Raw genomic sequence first — 15,911 nt, forward strand, 5'->3', positions numbered from 1 at the left:
AGGCTGCCCCCAGGGCAGGGGCAGGGAGCCGGCGATCAGAAGCGGCGGCGCAGTTGGGCGGCCGCCAGCTGCACCTCCCGCATGAACAGGAGCACCGCCACCATCAGACACAGCATCGCCGCCACGAACAGGGGCACCACCATCAGGGCCAGATCGATGGCCGTGACGGCACTCACGAACACGATCGCCACCACAAGCGCCACCAGCAGCACGGTGACGGTGCAGAGCTCAATGGCCTTGAGCACCAGGCCCATGCGCCGCTTCTGGATCTGCAGTTCCTGCCGCGCCAGGTGGGCCTGGGCGATGGCGGCGTCCCGCAGCTGCTCCTGCAGCTGACGCGAGCGATCCACGATGCGGGCCAGGCGGTTGGTGAGCACCACCAGCAGCCCGCCGATGCCCGTCAGCAGAAACACCGGCGCAACCGAGAGCTGAATCGCCCGGGCCAGACCTTCCACCGGCGCAGCCGTCACCGCCAGGGAAGCGTGCATCCGGTCGCCACAGTGGTGGCACGACGCTAGACGGATCCGACTCCATGACCACCATCACCTGCCAGTACAGCGGCGGTCTGCGCTGCGGCGCCGAGCACGGTCCCTCCGGCAGCCGGATCGAGACCGACGCGCCGGTGGACAACCAGGGGCAGGGATCCTGCTTCTCCCCCACCGATCTGATCGCCACATCCCTGGCCACCTGCCTGCTCACCGTGATGGGGATCGTGGCCGAGCGCCATGGGTGGAACCTCGAAGGGGCCACGGCGCGGGTGGAGAAGACCATGGGCCAGGGCGCCCCGCGGCGGATCACCGGCCTGGAGGTGTGGATCGCGCTGCCGGAGCACCTCGAGGAGCGCCAGCAGGCGACGTTGCGCCGCGCCGCCGAGACCTGTCCGGTGAAAGCCAGCCTGCAGGGGGCGATCCCGATGACGCTGCACTGGCAGAGCTGCTGAAGCCATCCTGGGCGGGAGCGCCCGATCCCTCGCATGAGCAAGGCTCGCCATCCCGGCAAGGTCTGCGCGCCTGAGCCGGCCCCAGGGTGCGGGGACACTCTGGCCGCCCTTCCGCTGCCTGCGCTCTTCGAGAGGCTGAAGACGACGCCCCGCGGTCTGGAGAGTGACGAGGCCCGGCGCCGGCTCCGGGATGGGGGGGCCAACGAGCTGCCGCGTCACGCGGTGTCGCCCTGGAGGCTGTTGCTGGGCCACCTCTGGGGGCCCATCGCCTGGATGATCGAACTGGCCGCCCTGCTCTCCGCCCTGGTGGCGGACTGGAGTGATCTGGGGCTGATCCTGCTGCTGCTGGCCGCCAATGCCGGGGTGGGCTTCTGGGAGGAGTACAAGGCCGGCAACGAGATCGCGGCCCTGGAGGCCCAGCTGGCCCGGGAGGCGCGGGTGGTGCGGGACGGCCGCTGGACGCTGGTGCCCTCCCGGGAGCTGGTGCCTGGCGATGTGATCCGGCTGAGGATCGGTGACATCGTGCCGGCCGACGCCCGCCTGCTGGACGGGGGTCCGGTGGAGATCGACCAGTCCCCCCTCACCGGTGAATCCCTGCCGGTGGAGCGGGACCGGGGGGGCGCCGTGCTCTCCGGCTCGATCCTGCGGCGCGGGGAGGCCGATGCCCTGGTGCATGCCACGGGGGCCTCCACCACCTTCGCGCGCACCGCCCGGCTGGCGGAGGCCGAACCGCCACCCAGCCATTTCCAGCAGGCGGTGCTCAAGATCGGCGACTACCTGATCCTGGTGGCGCTGCTGCTGATCACCCTGGTCCTGGTGGTGGCCCTGTTCCGGGGCCACGGCATGGTGGAGACGCTGCGCTTCGCCCTGGTGCTCTGCGTGGCCTCGATCCCCGTGGCCATGCCCACCGTGCTCTCGGTGACCCTGGCCGTGGGTGCCGAGCGGCTGGCCCGCCGCCGAGCCGTGGTCACGCGCCTGGCCGCGATCGAGGAGCTGGCGGGGATCGACATCCTCTGCTCCGACAAGACGGGCACCCTCACCCAGAACCGGCTCAGCCTCGGCACACCCTTCTGCGTGCCGCCCTGCACCACGGAGCACCTGCTGCGCTGCGCCGCGCTCGCTTCGCGGGCGGAAGACGGCGATCCGATCGATGCGGCGGTGCTCGAGGCCCCCGGGGCCGGCACCGCTGCGGCCGGAATGCGGATCGAGGCGTTCCGTGGCTTCGATCCGGTGCGCAAGCGCACCGAAGCCACCGCCGTGGATGCCGCAGGCAACCATCTGCGGGTGAGCAAGGGAGCCCCCCAGGTGCTCCTGGCCATGGCGGTGGAGACCGGGGAGGTGCGCAAGGCGGTGGATCAGGCGGTGGAGGCCTTCGCTGCCCGTGGCTTTCGCTCCCTGGCCGTGGCCGCCGCCGAAGGCGACGGGTGCTGGCGGATGCTGGGTGTGCTGCCCCTCTTCGATCCACCCCGCGAAGACAGCCGGGCCACCCTGGAGCAACTGCGCCAGCTGGGGATCACCACCAAGCTGATCAGCGGGGACCAGGTGGCGATCACCCGGGAGATGGCCCGCCAGCTGGGCCTGGGCAGCGCCATTCTTCCGGCGGAGGCCCTCGAGACGTCCACCGCCGCTCCCCGGATCCCATCCCTGTTCGCCCCCGGGGAACGGATCGAGCGGAGCGACGGTTTCGCCCAGGTCCTGCCCGAGCACAAGTACCGGATCGTGGAGCTGCTGCAGCACCGGGGACACCTGGTGGGCATGACCGGCGACGGCGTCAACGACGCCCCTGCCCTGAAGCGGGCCGATGCGGGGATCGCCGTGTCCGGGGCGAGCGATGCCGCCCGCAGCGCCGCCGACATCGTGCTGCTCAGCCCCGGCCTCGGCGTGGTGGTGTCGGCGATCCGGGAGAGCCGGCGCATCTTCCAGCGGATGCACCACTACGCCGTGTACCGGATCGCCGAAACGCTCCGGGTGCTGGTGTTCATGACCGTGTCGATCCTGGTGTTCGACTTCTATCCGCTGTCGGCGCTGATGATCGTGCTGCTGGCGCTGCTCAACGACGGCGCCATCCTCTCGATCGCCTACGACCGCACCCACTGGTCACCCCGCCCGGTGCGCTGGCAGATGCCGGTGGTGCTCGGGGTGGCCACGATGCTCGGCCTGGCCGGGGTCGTCGCCTCCTTCGGCCTGCTCTATCTGGCGGAGAGGGGGTTCGGCCAGCCCCGGGAGTTCATCCAGACCCTCCTGTACCTGAAACTGTCGGTGGCGGGTCACCTGACGGTGTTCGTGGCACGCACGGAAGGCCCCTTCTGGTCGGTGCGGCCGGCCCTGCCGCTGCTGCTCGCCGTGGTGGGCACCCAGCTGGTGGCCACAGTCCTGGCGGTGTACGGGATCCTGATGGCACCGATCGGCTGGGGCTGGGCCCTGCTGGTGTGGGGCTACTCCCTGCTCTGGTTCCTGGTGGAGGATCGGGTGAAACTGCTGGGCTATGAGCTCTTCGGGCGGCGGCCCACCCTGTTGCGCCGCCACGGCCGAGGCCGCCGCGGGCCTGGCTGAGGCCATGCTGGCGGAGCCTTCCCTCGGCTCCATGACCACACCGGGCCCGGCGCTCGCCCAGCTGCGCGACCACCTCCACCAGACGCGGCTGCTCGGCTCGATCAGCAGCACCCTCTACTACGACCAGAACACGGTGATGCCGGCCGCCGGCGCCGAGTGGCGCGGCGAACAGCTGGGCCTGCTGGCCAGCCAGCTCCATCGCCGCCAGAGCGATCCCCACTACGCCGCGCTGCTGGAGGCGGCAGAAGCCGAGGCGGCAGCCGGGCAGCACGGTGCTCCATCGGCCCTTCTGCGGCGCAACCTGGCCCTGCTGCGGCTGGAGCTGGAGCGGCAGCGGCGCCTCGATCCCGCCCTGGTGGCCAGCCTGGCCCGGGCCCAGTCGCGGGGGAATGCCGTGTGGCAGGAAGCCCGCTCCCGCAACGACTTCACCCTGTTCTCCCCGGCCCTGGAGGAGCTGATCGCCCTGCGCCGCCGCCAGGCCGACCAACTGGCGGCGGCCGAACCCGTGCGGCGGAGCAGCTGGGAGATCCTGGCCCAGCCCTTCGAACCCGGAATCAGCAAGGCCCGGCTGGAGGAGCTGTTCGGCCCGTTGCGCCAGCAGCTGCCCAACCTGCTGGCCCGGGCTGCCGAGGCGGTCGGCCAGGCCCCCGGAACCCGGCGCCCTGGGGAGAGCGCCGATCTGCCCGAGGCCCTGCAGGAGCGTCTCTGCGCCGAGCTTCTGGGCAGCTGGGGCTATGACCCGCAGCGCTGCCAGCGTTCCCGCTCGGCCCATCCCTTCTCCTGCACCCTGGGGCCGGCCGACTACCGCATCACCACCCGGGTGGTGCCGGGCCAGCCCCTCTCGGCCCTGCTGGCCACAGCCCACGAGTGGGGTCACTCCCTGTACGAGCAGGGCCTGCCCCGCAGCGACGACCACTACTTCCCCTGGCCCCTGGGTGAGGCCACCTCGATGGGGGTGCATGAATCGCAGTCCCTGTTCTGGGAATGCCGCATCGCCAGAGGCGAGGCCTTCGCCCGGCGCTGGCATCCCAGGATCGTGGCCGGGCTTGGGGGCGATCCCTGGGGCGGCAGCCACGGCTTCTGGCGGGCCCTCAATCCCGTGCGGCCCGGCCTGATCCGGGTGGAGGCCGATGAGCTGAGCTACTGCCTCCACATCGTGCTCCGCTACGAACTGGAGCTGGCCCTGCTGGAGCAGGACATGCCGGTTCAGGAGCTGCCCGAGGCCTGGAACCGGCGGATGGGGGAGCTGCTTGGGATCACCCCGCCCGGCGATGCGGAGGGATGCCTGCAGGACATCCACTGGGCGGAGGGGCTGTTCGGCTACTTCCCCTCCTACGCCCTGGGGCACCTGATCAGCGCCCAGCTGGCGGAGCGGCTGGAGCACGACCTGGGCGGCACCGGCGCCCTGGAGGCCCGCGTGGCTGCGGGGGAGGAGGAGCAGCTCCGCCGCTGGTTGGGGGAGCAGGTGTGGGCCCTGGGCCGCAGCGTCAACGGCGAGGAGCTGGTGCAGCAGGTGTGCGGCCGCCCCCTGGAGACCGGCCCCTTCCTCCGCTACCTCACCGGCAAGCTCGAACGGCTGCTGGGCTGAGGCCGCCTGGGAGGGACGACGCCACCATGGCGGCCACAGGGAAGGGGCTGGATCAAACTCGTCCCCTCGCCGCATGGGTGATCCAGGCCGAGCCCATCGAGCAGTTCCTCCCCCGGGGCGGAAGCAATGGTGCTCACGGCGGAGCCATTCACTCCGGTGGACGTGCGGGGTGAGGCCCGGGCCACGCGCCGGCTTCCCGAGGGGGTGCGGCAGCCTGCACTGCCGCCGTGAACGGGACAACCACAGCGGCGTGCCTTGGTGGGTGGTGCCCTTCGTAGGATGCGCCGCGATCGCACACTCTGTTTCATGGCGAACATCGACCACGCCCCGAGCCGCACGATGCTCAACCTGCTGCACGTGCTGCCGGCCTTCGCCGATGAAGCCGAGCTCCGCCTCAACGCGATCGTGGAGCTCAACTCAATGACGATCAACAAATATGAGCTGATCACGGAAACCGGCCATCTCAAGCTGGACCGGGTGGGCTACTCCTCCCTTGCCTACCCCTTTGCCTACGGCTGTATCCCCCGCACCTGGGATGAGGACGGCGATCCCCTCGACATCGAGATCGTGGGAGTGACCGAGCCCCTGATTCCCGGCTCCCTGGTGGAAGCCCGCATCATCGGCATCATGAAGTTCGACGATGGCGGTGAGGTGGACGACAAGGTGATCGCAGTTCTCGCCGATGACAAGCGGATGGATCACATCACCAGCTACACCCAGCTGGGTGATCACTGGCTCAAGGAAACCCAGTACTACTGGGAGCGTTACAAGGATCTCAAGAAGCCCGGCACCTGCAAGGTGAACGGTTTCTTTGAGGCGTCAGAGGCCGTGACCATCATCAAGGAGTGCGAAGCGCGCTATCTCAGCGCGATCGACGCCAAACTGGTGAACTGATTCCGAGACACCCCACCACGCGCCGATGTCCCTGCTGATCCCGGAGCCGATGGCTCCCCGCCAGAGCCAATCCCCGGCCCGCACCCCGTCAGCGTGGGCACGGACTTGGAGCAAGGGGATGGGGCTGTGGGGGGGGCGTTTGGCCCTAGGCGTCGCCCTCGTGACCCTGGGGGGAGCACCACTCCCCTCCCAGGCGGCACCGAGCGGACAGGGTCCGCTTCCCCCTTCCGGGGCGGTGGCGCCCACGGAGCCGCCCAGCGCGCCCCCGGCCGTGCCCGCTCCAGCGGCCGAGACCCCTCCAGCCGCCGTCCAGCCGGAGGTGGCCGTCCAGCGGGAGATCGTGCTGGAGCTGGGGCGTCGGGAGATCAGCCTCCGTGAGAACGGCCAGGTGGTGAGGCGGTGGCCCGTCGCGATCGGCGACCCCAGCACCCCCACCCCGGTGGGCACCTTCAAAGTGGAGAACAAGGTGCAGAACCCCCGCTACCAGAGCACCCGCAGCGGCAAAATCAACGCCACCGTGGGACCCCAGGGTCCGCTCGGGGATCGCTGGATCGGTTTCAAACAGAGCGGCCCCAACCAGTACGGCATCCACGGCACGCCCACCGCCTGGGCCTGGACCGTGACCTCACGGGCCGCCGTATCGAATGGGTGTGTGCGCATGCTCACGCCCCATGTGCGTGAACTGTTCGACAAGGTGGACATCGGCACTCCGGTGATCGTCCGACGCTGAGTGCTCCACTGGGCTGGGCGGCTCGCCAGGGATGGCGGCGGGATCCGAAAGACTTCCTGGAGATCGGTTCTGGATCGGCAGGATTGCCCGGGATCCTCCCTTAAGTTTCGCTCTGCATTTCCGCCGCAATGGTTCCAGCGCCGCACACCCAGCCATGTCCGGGAGCAGCTGGAGACAGGGGAGGTCAACGGGAGCAGCTCGGTGCTGCCGACCGGCCCCTGCGCGGCGTTTCGCTCAACACCACGCTCAACACCACGTTGAAGTGGTCGGAAGAGGGTGAGCTCTCTGCCCTTGACCTGGATCGGATCGTGGCCCGGCTGGCCGATGCGGATCCCGTGGCCAGCCATCTCAGCCTGCACCATTTCGGCATGGCCGGACGCGAGGGGGTCAACGGCTGCCGCTCTGACGCCGGCCACCACGCCGGCTGAATCAGTGCCCGGCCAGGGCCGTGCGGGCCAGGGCCCTGGCCAGCCCATCGCGACTTGCCAATCCCCGCAGGCTGCCCACGGCCAGACCGGGGTTCGGCAAGCCATGGGGCAGAACGCCGGCACGGATGTCGTGCACAGCAAACACCGGCAGCTGCCGGCAGCCTGAGGGGCTGAGCTGGTCCTCCAGCTGGGCCAGGTTTGCCGCCTCCGGGAGCCAGAGGAGGTCCCCGCGCACGCACTCCCGCAGCAGCGGTGCTGGCGCCAGCCCCGTGCTGGCCGTGCCGTCGAGGCGGGAGCGGATCAGCCGTTGCAGATCAGCGAGGGTGGCCAGGCCGAGCACCCACGGCCCCTCGGCGACCACCAGGCAGTGGCCATGGGCAGCCACCAGTTCCGCCAGGGCCTCCACCACCGGCGTCTCTGCCGGCAGCACCAGGGGGGCTTCCGGTTCGATCGCCTCGAGCACGGACACCGCGGCCAGCTGGCGCCGGCGCTGCTCCTCCGCTGCATCGGGCCCCAGCAGACCGGGATCGCTCAGCCCCTGCCAGCGCTCCACCAGCAGGGCACTCAACCCCGCCGCCGCCATCAGCGGCAGCACGATGCGGATGTCATGGGTGAGTTCAAACAGCAGCAGCAGCGCGGTGAGGGGGGCGCGGGCACTTCCGGCCAGCACCGCGGCCATGCCGACCATGGCGTAGGCGGGCGGTTCGGCCACCGGCAGCTGCAGGCCCGCGTCGCCCAGCAGCTGGCCGTAGCCATTCCCCAGCACCGCGCCCAGCACCAGGGCGGGGGCGAATCCCCCTCCCACGAATCCCGTGGCGTTGCTCACCGTGGTGGCCAGCAGCTTGACCCCGAGCAACAGCAGCAGGCTGAGCAGGGGGATGCCGCCATCACTGCCCAGCAGGGCTTCGACCGTGTCGTAGCCCACCCCGAGCACCTGGGGAAAGCCAAGCGCCATCACCCCCACCGCGGCACCCCCAAGGGCTGTCGGCAGGCCGGGGGGCAGCTGGGCCAGCCAGCGTTGCAGGCGTGCATCGCGGCCCAGGGCGAGCAGCCGCACCAGCAGCCAGGACATCAGGCTGGCGAGTAACCCCAGCCCCAGGTAAAGCGGCAATTCCAGGGGTGAGCGCACCTCGTAGGCCGGCAGTCTCAGGATCGGTGCATCCCCGAGCACCAGCTGGGTCACCAGCGACGAGGCCACCGCAGCCACGAGCACAGCCCGGAGGCTGGGGCGGCCCTGGATGGCGCTGAAACTGCCTTCAAAGGCGAAGAACACCCCAGCGATCGGTGCCTTGAAGCCCGCTGCCAGGCCCGCCGCCACACCGGCCGCCACCAGGGCTTTCTGACGCTGGGGCGGCAGGCCGCCCCGCAGGGCCACCCAGAGGCCGAGGTTGCCACCGCTCTCCACGCTGGGCCCCTCCGGCCCGAGCGAGGCGCCGCTCCCCAGGCTGAGGGAGGCACCCAGCAGACGCAGCAGCGGCAGCCGGGGGGCAGGCGGCTCGGTGCCCTCCGCCATCGCCATCAGGCTGGGCAGGCCAGGGCCGAGATCGCCGCCCCAGCGGCGCAGAAGCCCCACGGCGAAACCGCCCAGGGTGGGCACCAGCACCACGGGCCAGAGGCTGATCCAGCCTGGCAGCTGGGAGGCGGGCAGCGGCGGCGGCTCCGGTGCTGCCGGTGGCGTCGGCAGGTAGCCGAGACCCCCCAGGCCGATCCTCAGCAGCGCCTCCAGGGGAGTGGAGCTGTCGGCAGCCAGCGGCACCAGATCCTGCCCGGGGTCGGCCACCGGGGAGCGGCCGAGGCTGAGCAGAGCTTCGATCAGGGGGCCGAACAGGCCGTTGTTGATCAGACCAAGCAGCTCGTGAAAGAGCACCACGGCCAACCCGGTGAGGGCGCCCACCAGGCCGGCCCAGGCGAGCAGACTCCACTGAAAGGGCAGACGGGTCGCCGAGGCGGCCGACTCCTCGTTGGGCTGGGGGTCAGGCCTCGGGGCGGACGCTGGCAAAGATCTCCTCCAGGATCTCCCCGGCGCCCTGATCCTTGAGGCTGTGGGCGAGGGCAACGCCGATCGCTTCGGGGTCCTCCTGCGGACCGCGGGCCTCGTCGCGGATCAGCCGCAGCCCGTCCAGGCTGGCCACCATGCCGGTGAGGATGAGATCGCCGCTGTGCTCAGCCTCGGCGAAGCGGGTGTTCACACCGATCGGCACCTGGCAGCCCCCCTCCAGCTCCCGCAGGAAGGCCCGCTCGGCCAGGCAGCGGCGCGCCGTGGGGGTGTGCTCCAGCACCCTGATCTGCTCCAGCACGGCGGTGTCGCCATCGCGGCACTCGATGCCCAGGGCCCCCTGGCCCACGGCGTGCAGGGAAATCGAGGGATCGATCAGTTCATGGATGCGGGCACCGAGGCCGAGCCGGCCCAGGCCGGCGGCAGCCAGGATCAGGCAGTCGAATTCACCGGAGTCGAGCTTTTCCAGGCGCGTGATCACGTTGCCGCGCACGTCCTTGAAGGTGAGATGGGGGAAGTGGTGGCGCAGCTGGGCCAGGCGTCGCAGGGAGCTGGTGCCCACCACGGCGCCCTCCGGCAGGGTGGCGAGGGTCTTGTCACGGTGCTTCGCGTGCACCACCAGGGCATCGGCGGGATCCTCCCGCTCGGTGATGCAGCCCAGCATCAGCCCCTCGGGCAGGTTGGTGGGCAGATCCTTGAGGCTGTGCACGGCGATGTCGGCCCGGTCCACCAGCATCTGGGCCTCCAGTTCCTTGGTGAAGAGGCCCTTGTCGCCGATCTTGGCGAGGGCCACATCGAGGATCTTGTCGCCCTGGGTGGCCATGGCCTCGATCGTGATCGTCAGATCGTCGTGGGCCTTGGCCAGCTCATCGCGCACCCAGTGGGTCTGCACCATGGCGAGCTGGCTGCGGCGGGAGGCAATACGCAGGGTGGAGCCGGCCATCGAGATCCTTCGGTTGGCAGACAGACTGCCGTGTCACAGCCGCCCAGCCTAAGGACCAGCCCTCACCCCACCGCAGTCCGGCGGATCAGCCGAAACACTGGAGCGGCAGAGGCCCCCAGGTGTCCTCTGCGTCAGGGTTGGCGCGGCTGTGGCCGGTGATCAGCACCCCTTCGCCCAGGCCATCCTCCAGGCGCAGACTGAACCGGCCGGTGCTCTGGTTCGCCTTGAGGAACACCGGCCCGTCCGTGGATTCCAGTTCCTCCCCGGAGGAATCGGGCGCCAGCGGGGGCCATCCGCAGGCGGCCTCCAGGGAGCGCAGGGTCTGAACCGCCTGCAGCGCGGTGGGGGCCATCACCCCCACCGTGAACCACTCACAGCGGCCCATGCGGGCGGCCAGCTCAGTGCGCAGGGCGGTGAGCTCGGCTGGATCGAGGCAAGGAGCCGTGCGCAGGGCGCGCAGGCTCCCCAGGGATGCGTGCATGGGCCTCAGGGTGTCGGGCGGTGGGGAGGGAGCCCATCGCTTGACCCAGCTCTCACTTGATGTATTCCTTCAGCACGCCGTTGCGGTTGGGGTGACGCAGCTTGCGCAGCGCCTTGGCCTCGATCTGGCGGATGCGCTCGCGCGTCACATCGAAGATCTGGCCGATCTCCTCGAGGGTCTTCATGCGGCCGTCGTCGAGGCCGTAGCGCAGACGCAGCACGTCGCGCTCCCGCGGGCTGAGGGTGGCGAGCACGCCCTCGAGGTCTTCGCGCAGCAGGTTCTTGGCCACGTCCTGCTCGGGATTCTCGATGTCGGCCTCGATGAAGTCACCCAGGCGGGAATCCTCCTCCTTGCCGATCGGCGTCTCCAGGGAGATCGGCAGCTGGGCACTCTTGGCGATGAAGCGCAGCTTCTCGATGGTCATCTCCATCGATTCGGCGATCTCCTCCTCGGTGGGCTTGCGGCCGAATTCCTGGGAGAGGGTCTTGGTGGTTTTCTTGATCCGCGAGATGGTCTCGTAGAGGTGCACCGGCAGGCGGATGGTGCGGCTCTGGTCGGCGATGGCCCGGGTGATCGCCTGGCGGATCCACCAGGTGGCGTAGGTGGAGAACTTGTAGCCCTTCTCGTGGTCGAACTTCTCGGCGGCGCGGATCAGGCCAAGGGAACCTTCCTGGATCAGGTCCTGGAAGCTCAGGCCCCGGTTCATGTACTTCTTGGCGATCGACACCACCAGGCGCAGGTTCGACTGCACCATCTTTTCCTTGGCCCGGCGGCCCAGCATCAGCCTCCGGCGGAACTTGATCAGGGGCATGTCCACGAGGGCCGCCCACTCCTTGTTGTCGGGGTGGTGGCCATGGTCGGCCTCGAACTGGGCCGCCAGCTCCTCGAGCTGGAGGAGATCGGCGATCTTGCGGGCCAGCTCGATCTCCTCGTCCGGGCGGAGCAGCCGGATACGGCCGATCTCCTGCAGATAGACCCGGATCGAATCCTCGGTGTAGACCCCCTTGGGACCCACCTTGATGCTGGCGAGGGCCTTGGCGGCCTTGTCGTCGCCGGCATCCTTGACCGGCCTGGCGGCGGGGTCGGCCTTCGCCTCGGCAGAGCCTGCTGCGGTCAGCAGCTCATCGGCCGCGGCATCGAGGTCGCCGGCCGGCAGCTTGGCAGCAGCAGCCTTGCCGGCGGGAGTTTTGGCCGTGGTCTTGGTCTTGGCCGTGGATTTGGCCTTGGCGGCAGCCTTGGCCTTGGGCTTGGCTGCGGGCTTGACCTTCGCTTCCGGCTTGCCAGCCTTGGCCACAGAGCCGGTGGCCGTGCCGGAGCCTGGGGCGGCCGCGCCGGTGTTGGAAGCCGCGGCGCCGGGGGTGTGGACGCTCACCGCTTCACCCGAAGCCGTGGCCACCATCAGGATCTGGGCAGCAGGCTTGGCTTTGGGAAGTGCGGTGCTCATCGACGAAAGGTGGGGGAGGGACAGGAAGAGAAGGCTGCGGGACGGGCAGCGGAACAGGGGTCCAGTCGCCAACGGCCAGGAAGCGACACAGGAGTCCGCGACCGGAAGGTCGGCGCCCGCTCAGGGGGACAGACCGTGGGCCGGAGCCGCTGGGATCGGGACGAGCCAGGCGGCACGGCGAGGCTGTGGACAGCGACGCTCTAGGGAGAGACGCTCTGGGGAGGGAGTCGGCTTCATCCGCAAGGAGAGGGAGCCTGGAGAGGTGGGCGCAAGGGCTTGACGGGCCAGGGAAGGTTTGTCAATGAGGAATGGAGCCGGAGCTGTTTCCGTGCGCGCACGCGGCAGGCCGGGGTGGTGCGGTCTGCCGGTGCGGTCTGCAGCAATGGAAGGAGGTGGTGGCCGGGGCCGGATGCAGGGCTGTCAGGGGTGGTCGCAGACAGGAGGCGCAATGGGAGGGTGTCTCCCCGGCTCTCTTCTTGTCTTCCCTCTGGACGGAACTCTGCCTGGTTCCGACGGCAGCCTGTGAGCTGCCCAACAGCTCCATCCTATGAATGGCCCGTGCCGAATGCAAGTTTGGTGAGCCAATGGCTCCAGATCTGGCTGGAGGCCGGACGCGAAGGACAGGTGTTCACCTATGCGAACCCCCAGGAACTCCCTCTGCGGATCGGCGATCTTGTCCAGGTGCGCCTGCAGGGCCGGCGCCACAGCGGCCTGGTGGTGGCCCAACTCCCCAGTCTCCCCGGGGAGCTGCTGGGAAAAACCCTGCAGCCGGTGGAGCTGGTGCTCCAGCACGCCGCTGTGGATCCTCAGTGGCATGCCCTGATCGCACAGGTGGCTGAGCAATGCCACACCAGCGGCTTCAAAACCCTCAAGAGCGCCCTCCCCCCCGGCTGGCTGGGGCAGCGGCACCAACGGGGCCAGGGGGGGCCTCCCACCATCGCCGCCGTGCAGCTCGGGCGGCCGCCGGAGGCAGGGGAGCGTCTCACCCAGCGCCAACGCCAGCTGCTCGACCATCTGGCGCGGTGTCCCTCCCCCGTTCCCCTGCGGAGACTGTGCGGTGCCGCAGGCTTCAGCCGGGCCGTGCTGCAGGCTGTGGAGAAGCGCGGCCTGGTGGAACGGCTGCTGCTGGAGGCCGGCGACGCCAGCGACGCGATCGCGCCAGCCCTGGAACCGCCCCAGCCCCTCACCGCACCCCAGCGGCAGGCCGTGGAGGCCATCACCACCGCCCCCCCCGGGCAGGCCTTTCTGCTCTGGGGTGTGACCGGATCCGGCAAGACCGAGGTGTACCTGCAGGCGGCGGCCCACTGCCTGCGGCAGGGCCGCAGCGTGCTGCTGCTGACCCCGGAGATCGGCCTGATTCCCCAGTTGCTGGACCGTTGCCGGCGACGCTTCGGAGCGACCGTGGTGGAGTACCACAGCGGCCTGGGCGAGGCCGAGCGGATCGCGGCGTGGCGACGCTGCCTGCGGGGGGAGGGTCTGGTGGCCGTGGGCACCCGCTCCGCGGTGTTCCTGCCCCTGGGCCAGCCAGGCCTGATCGTGCTGGATGAGGAACACGACAGCTCCTACAAGCAGGAGAGCCCCATGCCCTGCTACCACGCCCGGGATGTGGCCCGGCTGCGGGCGGAGCAGACGGGGGCCTGGCTGGTGCTGGGCAGTGCCACCCCGGCGGTGGAAACCTGGCTGGCCTGCCAGGGCAAGGCAGGCGATCCGACCCGGCTGCTGAGCCTCAGCGAGCGGATCGGCGGACGGCCCCTGCCGCCCGTGCGGCTGGTGGACATGCGTCAGGAACTGGCCGAGGGTCACCGGCGCCTGCTGAGCCGCCCGCTGCTGCAGCGGCTGGAGGGGATCCGGGAGCGCGGCGAGCAGGCCGTGGTGCTGGTGCCCCGGCGGGGTTACCGCACCTTCCTGAGCTGCCGCAGTTGCGGGGAAGCGGTGCTGTGTCCCCACTGCGATGTGGCACTCACCGTCCACCGCTCAGCGGGCGGGCACGAGTGGCTGCGCTGCCACTGGTGTGACCACCGCACGGAGATGGAGGCCCGTTGCGGCCATTGCGGGTCCACGGCCTTCAAACCCTTCGGAGCCGGAACCCAGCGGGTGATGGAGCAACTGGCCGGCGAACTGGAGGGGTTGCGCGTCCTGCGCTTCGATCGGGACACCACCCGCGGCCGCGATGGTCATCGCCGGCTGCTGGCACGGTTCGCCGCTGGTGACGCCGACGTGCTGGTGGGCACCCAGATGCTGGCCAAGGGCATGGATCTGCCCCAGGTCACCCTGGCGGCGGTTCTGGCCGCCGATGGGCTGCTGCACCGTCCCGACCTGCGCTCCTCCGAGCAGTGCCTGCAGCTGCTGCTGCAGCTGGCCGGCAGGGCCGGGCGTGGCGAGCGGCCCGGCGAGGTGCTGGTGCAGACCTACTGCCCCGAGCACCCGGTGATCCGGCACCTGGTGGACGGCCGCTACGACCGCTTCCTGGACGAAGAAATCGCCCTGCGCCGCAGCGGCGGGCTGGTGCCGTTCAGCCGGGCCTGCCTGCTGCGCTTCAGCGGCAGCGGCAGCGGCGCCACGGCCACGGCCGCCGCCAGCATGGCCGAGCTGCTGCGCCCGGCCCTGGAGCGGAGCGGATGGTGCCTGATCGGCCCCGCCCCTGCCCCGGTGGCGCGGGTGGCGGGCCGCAGCCGCTGGCAACTGCTGTTGCACGGCCCGGCCCACTCCGGGCTGCCCCTGCCCCCGGAGGCCGAGCTGCGCCAGGTGCTCCCGGCCGGCGTGGGCCTGGCCATCGACCCGGACCCGCTCAGCCTCTAGGCCGGCAGCTGGGGCAGACCGAAACCGAGCTGCTGACGCAGCCGCGCCAGCAGCAGCGCCAGCAGCAGCGCGACACCGATGGCCAGGGCGCCCAGCCCGAGCGGGTTCCAGCGCCAGCAGTGCACGTCCAGCCGGTTGTCAGCTCCGAGCTGCAGGGGCCAGCGCACGCCGCGATCGACTGCGAGGGGAACGGCCGATCGCGGCGTGGCCAGGCGCACGGCGGCCGGAGCGAGGGGAGAGAGGTCGAGGCTGAAGTCTGCCCCGGGCAGGGGATCGGCGCGGCGGAGATCCACGCCAATGACCAGGTGCTGGCGCACCCCCACCAGCCAGTTGCGTTCCTCCCACTGCAGCCGGGGAGCCGGCAGGTCGAGGCCAGCCAGGCGGCCGGCCTCGGTGATGGTCTCGCCCAGCTGCTGCAACGCGGCGCCGGCCGGCAGCACCGGACCCACCAGGTGATCCACGCCCGGCCGTTCCGGGGCGGTGGGGCGCAGACCGGCCTGCCGCAGCGCCTCCAGCAGGGCCTGTTCCCAGGGCGTGGCCACAGCGGCGGGATCGCGCACCAGCCGCTCCCCCACCTGCAGCCGGCCGGGGGAATGGAAGGTGAGTTCCGCATGCACTGCACCGCACCCCCCCAGCAGCACGGTGAGCAGCAGCAGGGCAAGGGCCACGGCCGCAAAGCCGAGCGGAGGCCGGGTCGGCCCCACCGGCGGTGGGGGGGGCGGCGGTGGACGCCGCTGCCGCCGCCGCCGGCTGGCGAGCTGCTGCAGGCGGCCGGCCACCGGCTCGGCCTCGCCGAGATCCGGCAGGGTGAGCGACCAGTGGCGCGGCCGCTCCAGGGCCGGCGCCTCGAGCACCTCCAGCAGATCCCGGGCCTGGGCCCGCAGGGTCGCGTCGCTGCACCGCTTCACCTGCCGGCAGCAGGCCATGGCCCGCACGGTGTTGCCCTGCCCCATCCAGGCGGTGGCCATGAGCAGCTGCAGCTGGGCCCCATCGGGACTGGCCGGCGGGTAGCTGGCGACCAGGGGCTCGAGGCTGCGCAGCACCTGGCCGTAGTCACCCCGCTCCAGGCGTTGTCGGGCTTCGCGGAAGGGATCGTCTGACAAGGGATCGTCTGA

General features: G+C 70.7%; 13 protein-coding genes. 7 read left to right on the forward strand and 6 right to left on the reverse strand.

The features are described 5' to 3' along the window. Window positions 1–35 precede the first annotated feature (35 nt). Complete coding sequence (locus CBM981_RS03590) at window positions 36–488, reverse strand: DUF2721 domain-containing protein (RefSeq protein ID WP_087067296.1); 453 nt, start codon at window positions 486–488, stop codon at window positions 36–38. Window positions 489–532: 44 nt separating this feature from the next. On the opposite strand from CBM981_RS03590, the gene CBM981_RS03595 reads away from it, so the two are divergent. The 6 genes from CBM981_RS03595 (at window position 533) to CBM981_RS15170 (ending at window position 7,133) form a co-directional block, all read left to right on the forward strand. Next, on the forward strand, window positions 533–940 hold the full coding sequence (locus CBM981_RS03595) for an OsmC family protein (protein ID WP_087067297.1): 408 nt from the start codon (window positions 533–535) through the stop codon (window positions 938–940). 33 nt (window positions 941–973) lie between these two features. Further along, on the forward strand, window positions 974–3,493 hold the full coding sequence (locus CBM981_RS03600; RefSeq protein WP_087067298.1) for a plasma-membrane proton-efflux P-type ATPase: 2,520 nt from the start codon (window positions 974–976) through the stop codon (window positions 3,491–3,493). A 31-nt stretch (window positions 3,494–3,524) separates the two neighbouring features. Continuing rightward, window positions 3,525–5,081: a carboxypeptidase M32 gene (locus CBM981_RS03605; RefSeq protein WP_087069169.1), complete on the forward strand. Its 1,557-nt coding sequence runs from the start codon at window positions 3,525–3,527 to the stop codon at window positions 5,079–5,081. Between the two features lie 306 nt (window positions 5,082–5,387). Then, entirely contained in the window at window positions 5,388–5,975 is a 588-nt protein-coding gene (locus CBM981_RS03610; protein ID WP_087067299.1) for an inorganic diphosphatase, read from the forward strand. A gap of 235 nt (window positions 5,976–6,210) precedes the next feature. Beyond that, window positions 6,211–6,705 (forward strand): L,D-transpeptidase, encoded by a 495-nt coding sequence (locus CBM981_RS03615; protein ID WP_225867513.1) that lies wholly within the window; start codon window positions 6,211–6,213, stop codon window positions 6,703–6,705. Between the two features lie 128 nt (window positions 6,706–6,833). Continuing rightward, window positions 6,834–7,133 (forward strand): hypothetical protein, encoded by a 300-nt coding sequence (locus CBM981_RS15170; RefSeq protein WP_157665318.1) that lies wholly within the window; start codon window positions 6,834–6,836, stop codon window positions 7,131–7,133. A 1-nt stretch (window position 7,134) separates the two neighbouring features. On the opposite strand, the gene CBM981_RS03620 is transcribed toward CBM981_RS15170, so the two are convergent. The 4 genes from CBM981_RS03620 to rpoD all read right to left on the reverse strand — a co-directional run bounded on the left by CBM981_RS03620 (window position 7,135) and on the right by rpoD (window position 11,997). Further along, window positions 7,135–9,132 carry a chloride channel protein gene (locus tag CBM981_RS03620; RefSeq protein WP_087067301.1) on the reverse strand — a complete coding sequence of 666 codons (1,998 nt, stop codon included), beginning with the start codon at window positions 9,130–9,132 and terminating at the stop codon, window positions 7,135–7,137. Beyond that, on the reverse strand, window positions 9,107–10,072 hold the full coding sequence (gene hemC / locus CBM981_RS03625; RefSeq protein WP_087067302.1) for a hydroxymethylbilane synthase: 966 nt from the start codon (window positions 10,070–10,072) through the stop codon (window positions 9,107–9,109). The genes CBM981_RS03620 and hemC overlap by 26 nt, the downstream gene beginning before the upstream one ends. 85 nt (window positions 10,073–10,157) lie before the next feature. Beyond that, on the reverse strand, window positions 10,158–10,553 hold the full coding sequence (locus tag CBM981_RS03630) for a DUF1824 family protein (protein WP_087067303.1): 396 nt from the start codon (window positions 10,551–10,553) through the stop codon (window positions 10,158–10,160). 52 nt (window positions 10,554–10,605) lie between these two features. Then, window positions 10,606–11,997, reverse strand: coding sequence for an RNA polymerase sigma factor RpoD (gene rpoD / locus CBM981_RS03635; RefSeq protein WP_087067304.1), 1,392 nt, complete (start codon window positions 11,995–11,997; stop codon window positions 10,606–10,608). Between the two features lie 576 nt (window positions 11,998–12,573). Between rpoD and priA the strand changes: the two genes are divergently transcribed. Next, window positions 12,574–14,796: a primosomal protein N' gene (gene priA, locus CBM981_RS03640; protein ID WP_225867514.1), complete on the forward strand. Its 2,223-nt coding sequence runs from the start codon at window positions 12,574–12,576 to the stop codon at window positions 14,794–14,796. Here priA and CBM981_RS03645 read toward each other — a convergent pair. Then, window positions 14,793–15,899 (reverse strand): DUF3153 domain-containing protein, encoded by a 1,107-nt coding sequence (locus tag CBM981_RS03645; protein WP_225867515.1) that lies wholly within the window; start codon window positions 15,897–15,899, stop codon window positions 14,793–14,795. The two genes, priA and CBM981_RS03645, sit on opposite strands and share 4 nt — an antisense overlap. Window positions 15,900–15,911 lie beyond the last annotated feature (12 nt).

Origin of the sequence: Cyanobium sp. NIES-981 (assembly GCF_900088535.1) — a bacterium.
GTDB lineage: Bacteria > Cyanobacteriota > Cyanobacteriia > PCC-6307 > Cyanobiaceae > NIES-981.

Bases quoted from the DNA above. Each gene is read 5' to 3' on its own strand.
- hemC (WP_087067302.1), bottom strand. From the start codon at position 10,072: ATGGCCGGCTCCACCCTGCGTATTGCCTCCCGCCGCAGCCAGCTCGCC.
- CBM981_RS03590 (WP_087067296.1), bottom strand. From the start codon at position 488: ATGCACGCTTCCCTGGCGGTGACGGCTGCGCCGGTGGAAGGTCTGGCC.
- CBM981_RS03600 (WP_087067298.1), top strand. From the start codon at position 974: ATGAGCAAGGCTCGCCATCCCGGCAAGGTCTGCGCGCCTGAGCCGGCC.
- rpoD (WP_087067304.1), bottom strand. From the start codon at position 11,997: ATGAGCACCGCACTTCCCAAAGCCAAGCCTGCTGCCCAGATCCTGATG.
- CBM981_RS03630 (WP_087067303.1), bottom strand. From the start codon at position 10,553: ATGCACGCATCCCTGGGGAGCCTGCGCGCCCTGCGCACGGCTCCTTGC.
- CBM981_RS03605 (WP_087069169.1), top strand. From the start codon at position 3,525: ATGACCACACCGGGCCCGGCGCTCGCCCAGCTGCGCGACCACCTCCAC.
- CBM981_RS03610 (WP_087067299.1), top strand. From the start codon at position 5,388: ATGGCGAACATCGACCACGCCCCGAGCCGCACGATGCTCAACCTGCTG.
- CBM981_RS03595 (WP_087067297.1), top strand. From the start codon at position 533: ATGACCACCATCACCTGCCAGTACAGCGGCGGTCTGCGCTGCGGCGCC.
- CBM981_RS15170 (WP_157665318.1), top strand. From the start codon at position 6,834: ATGGTTCCAGCGCCGCACACCCAGCCATGTCCGGGAGCAGCTGGAGAC.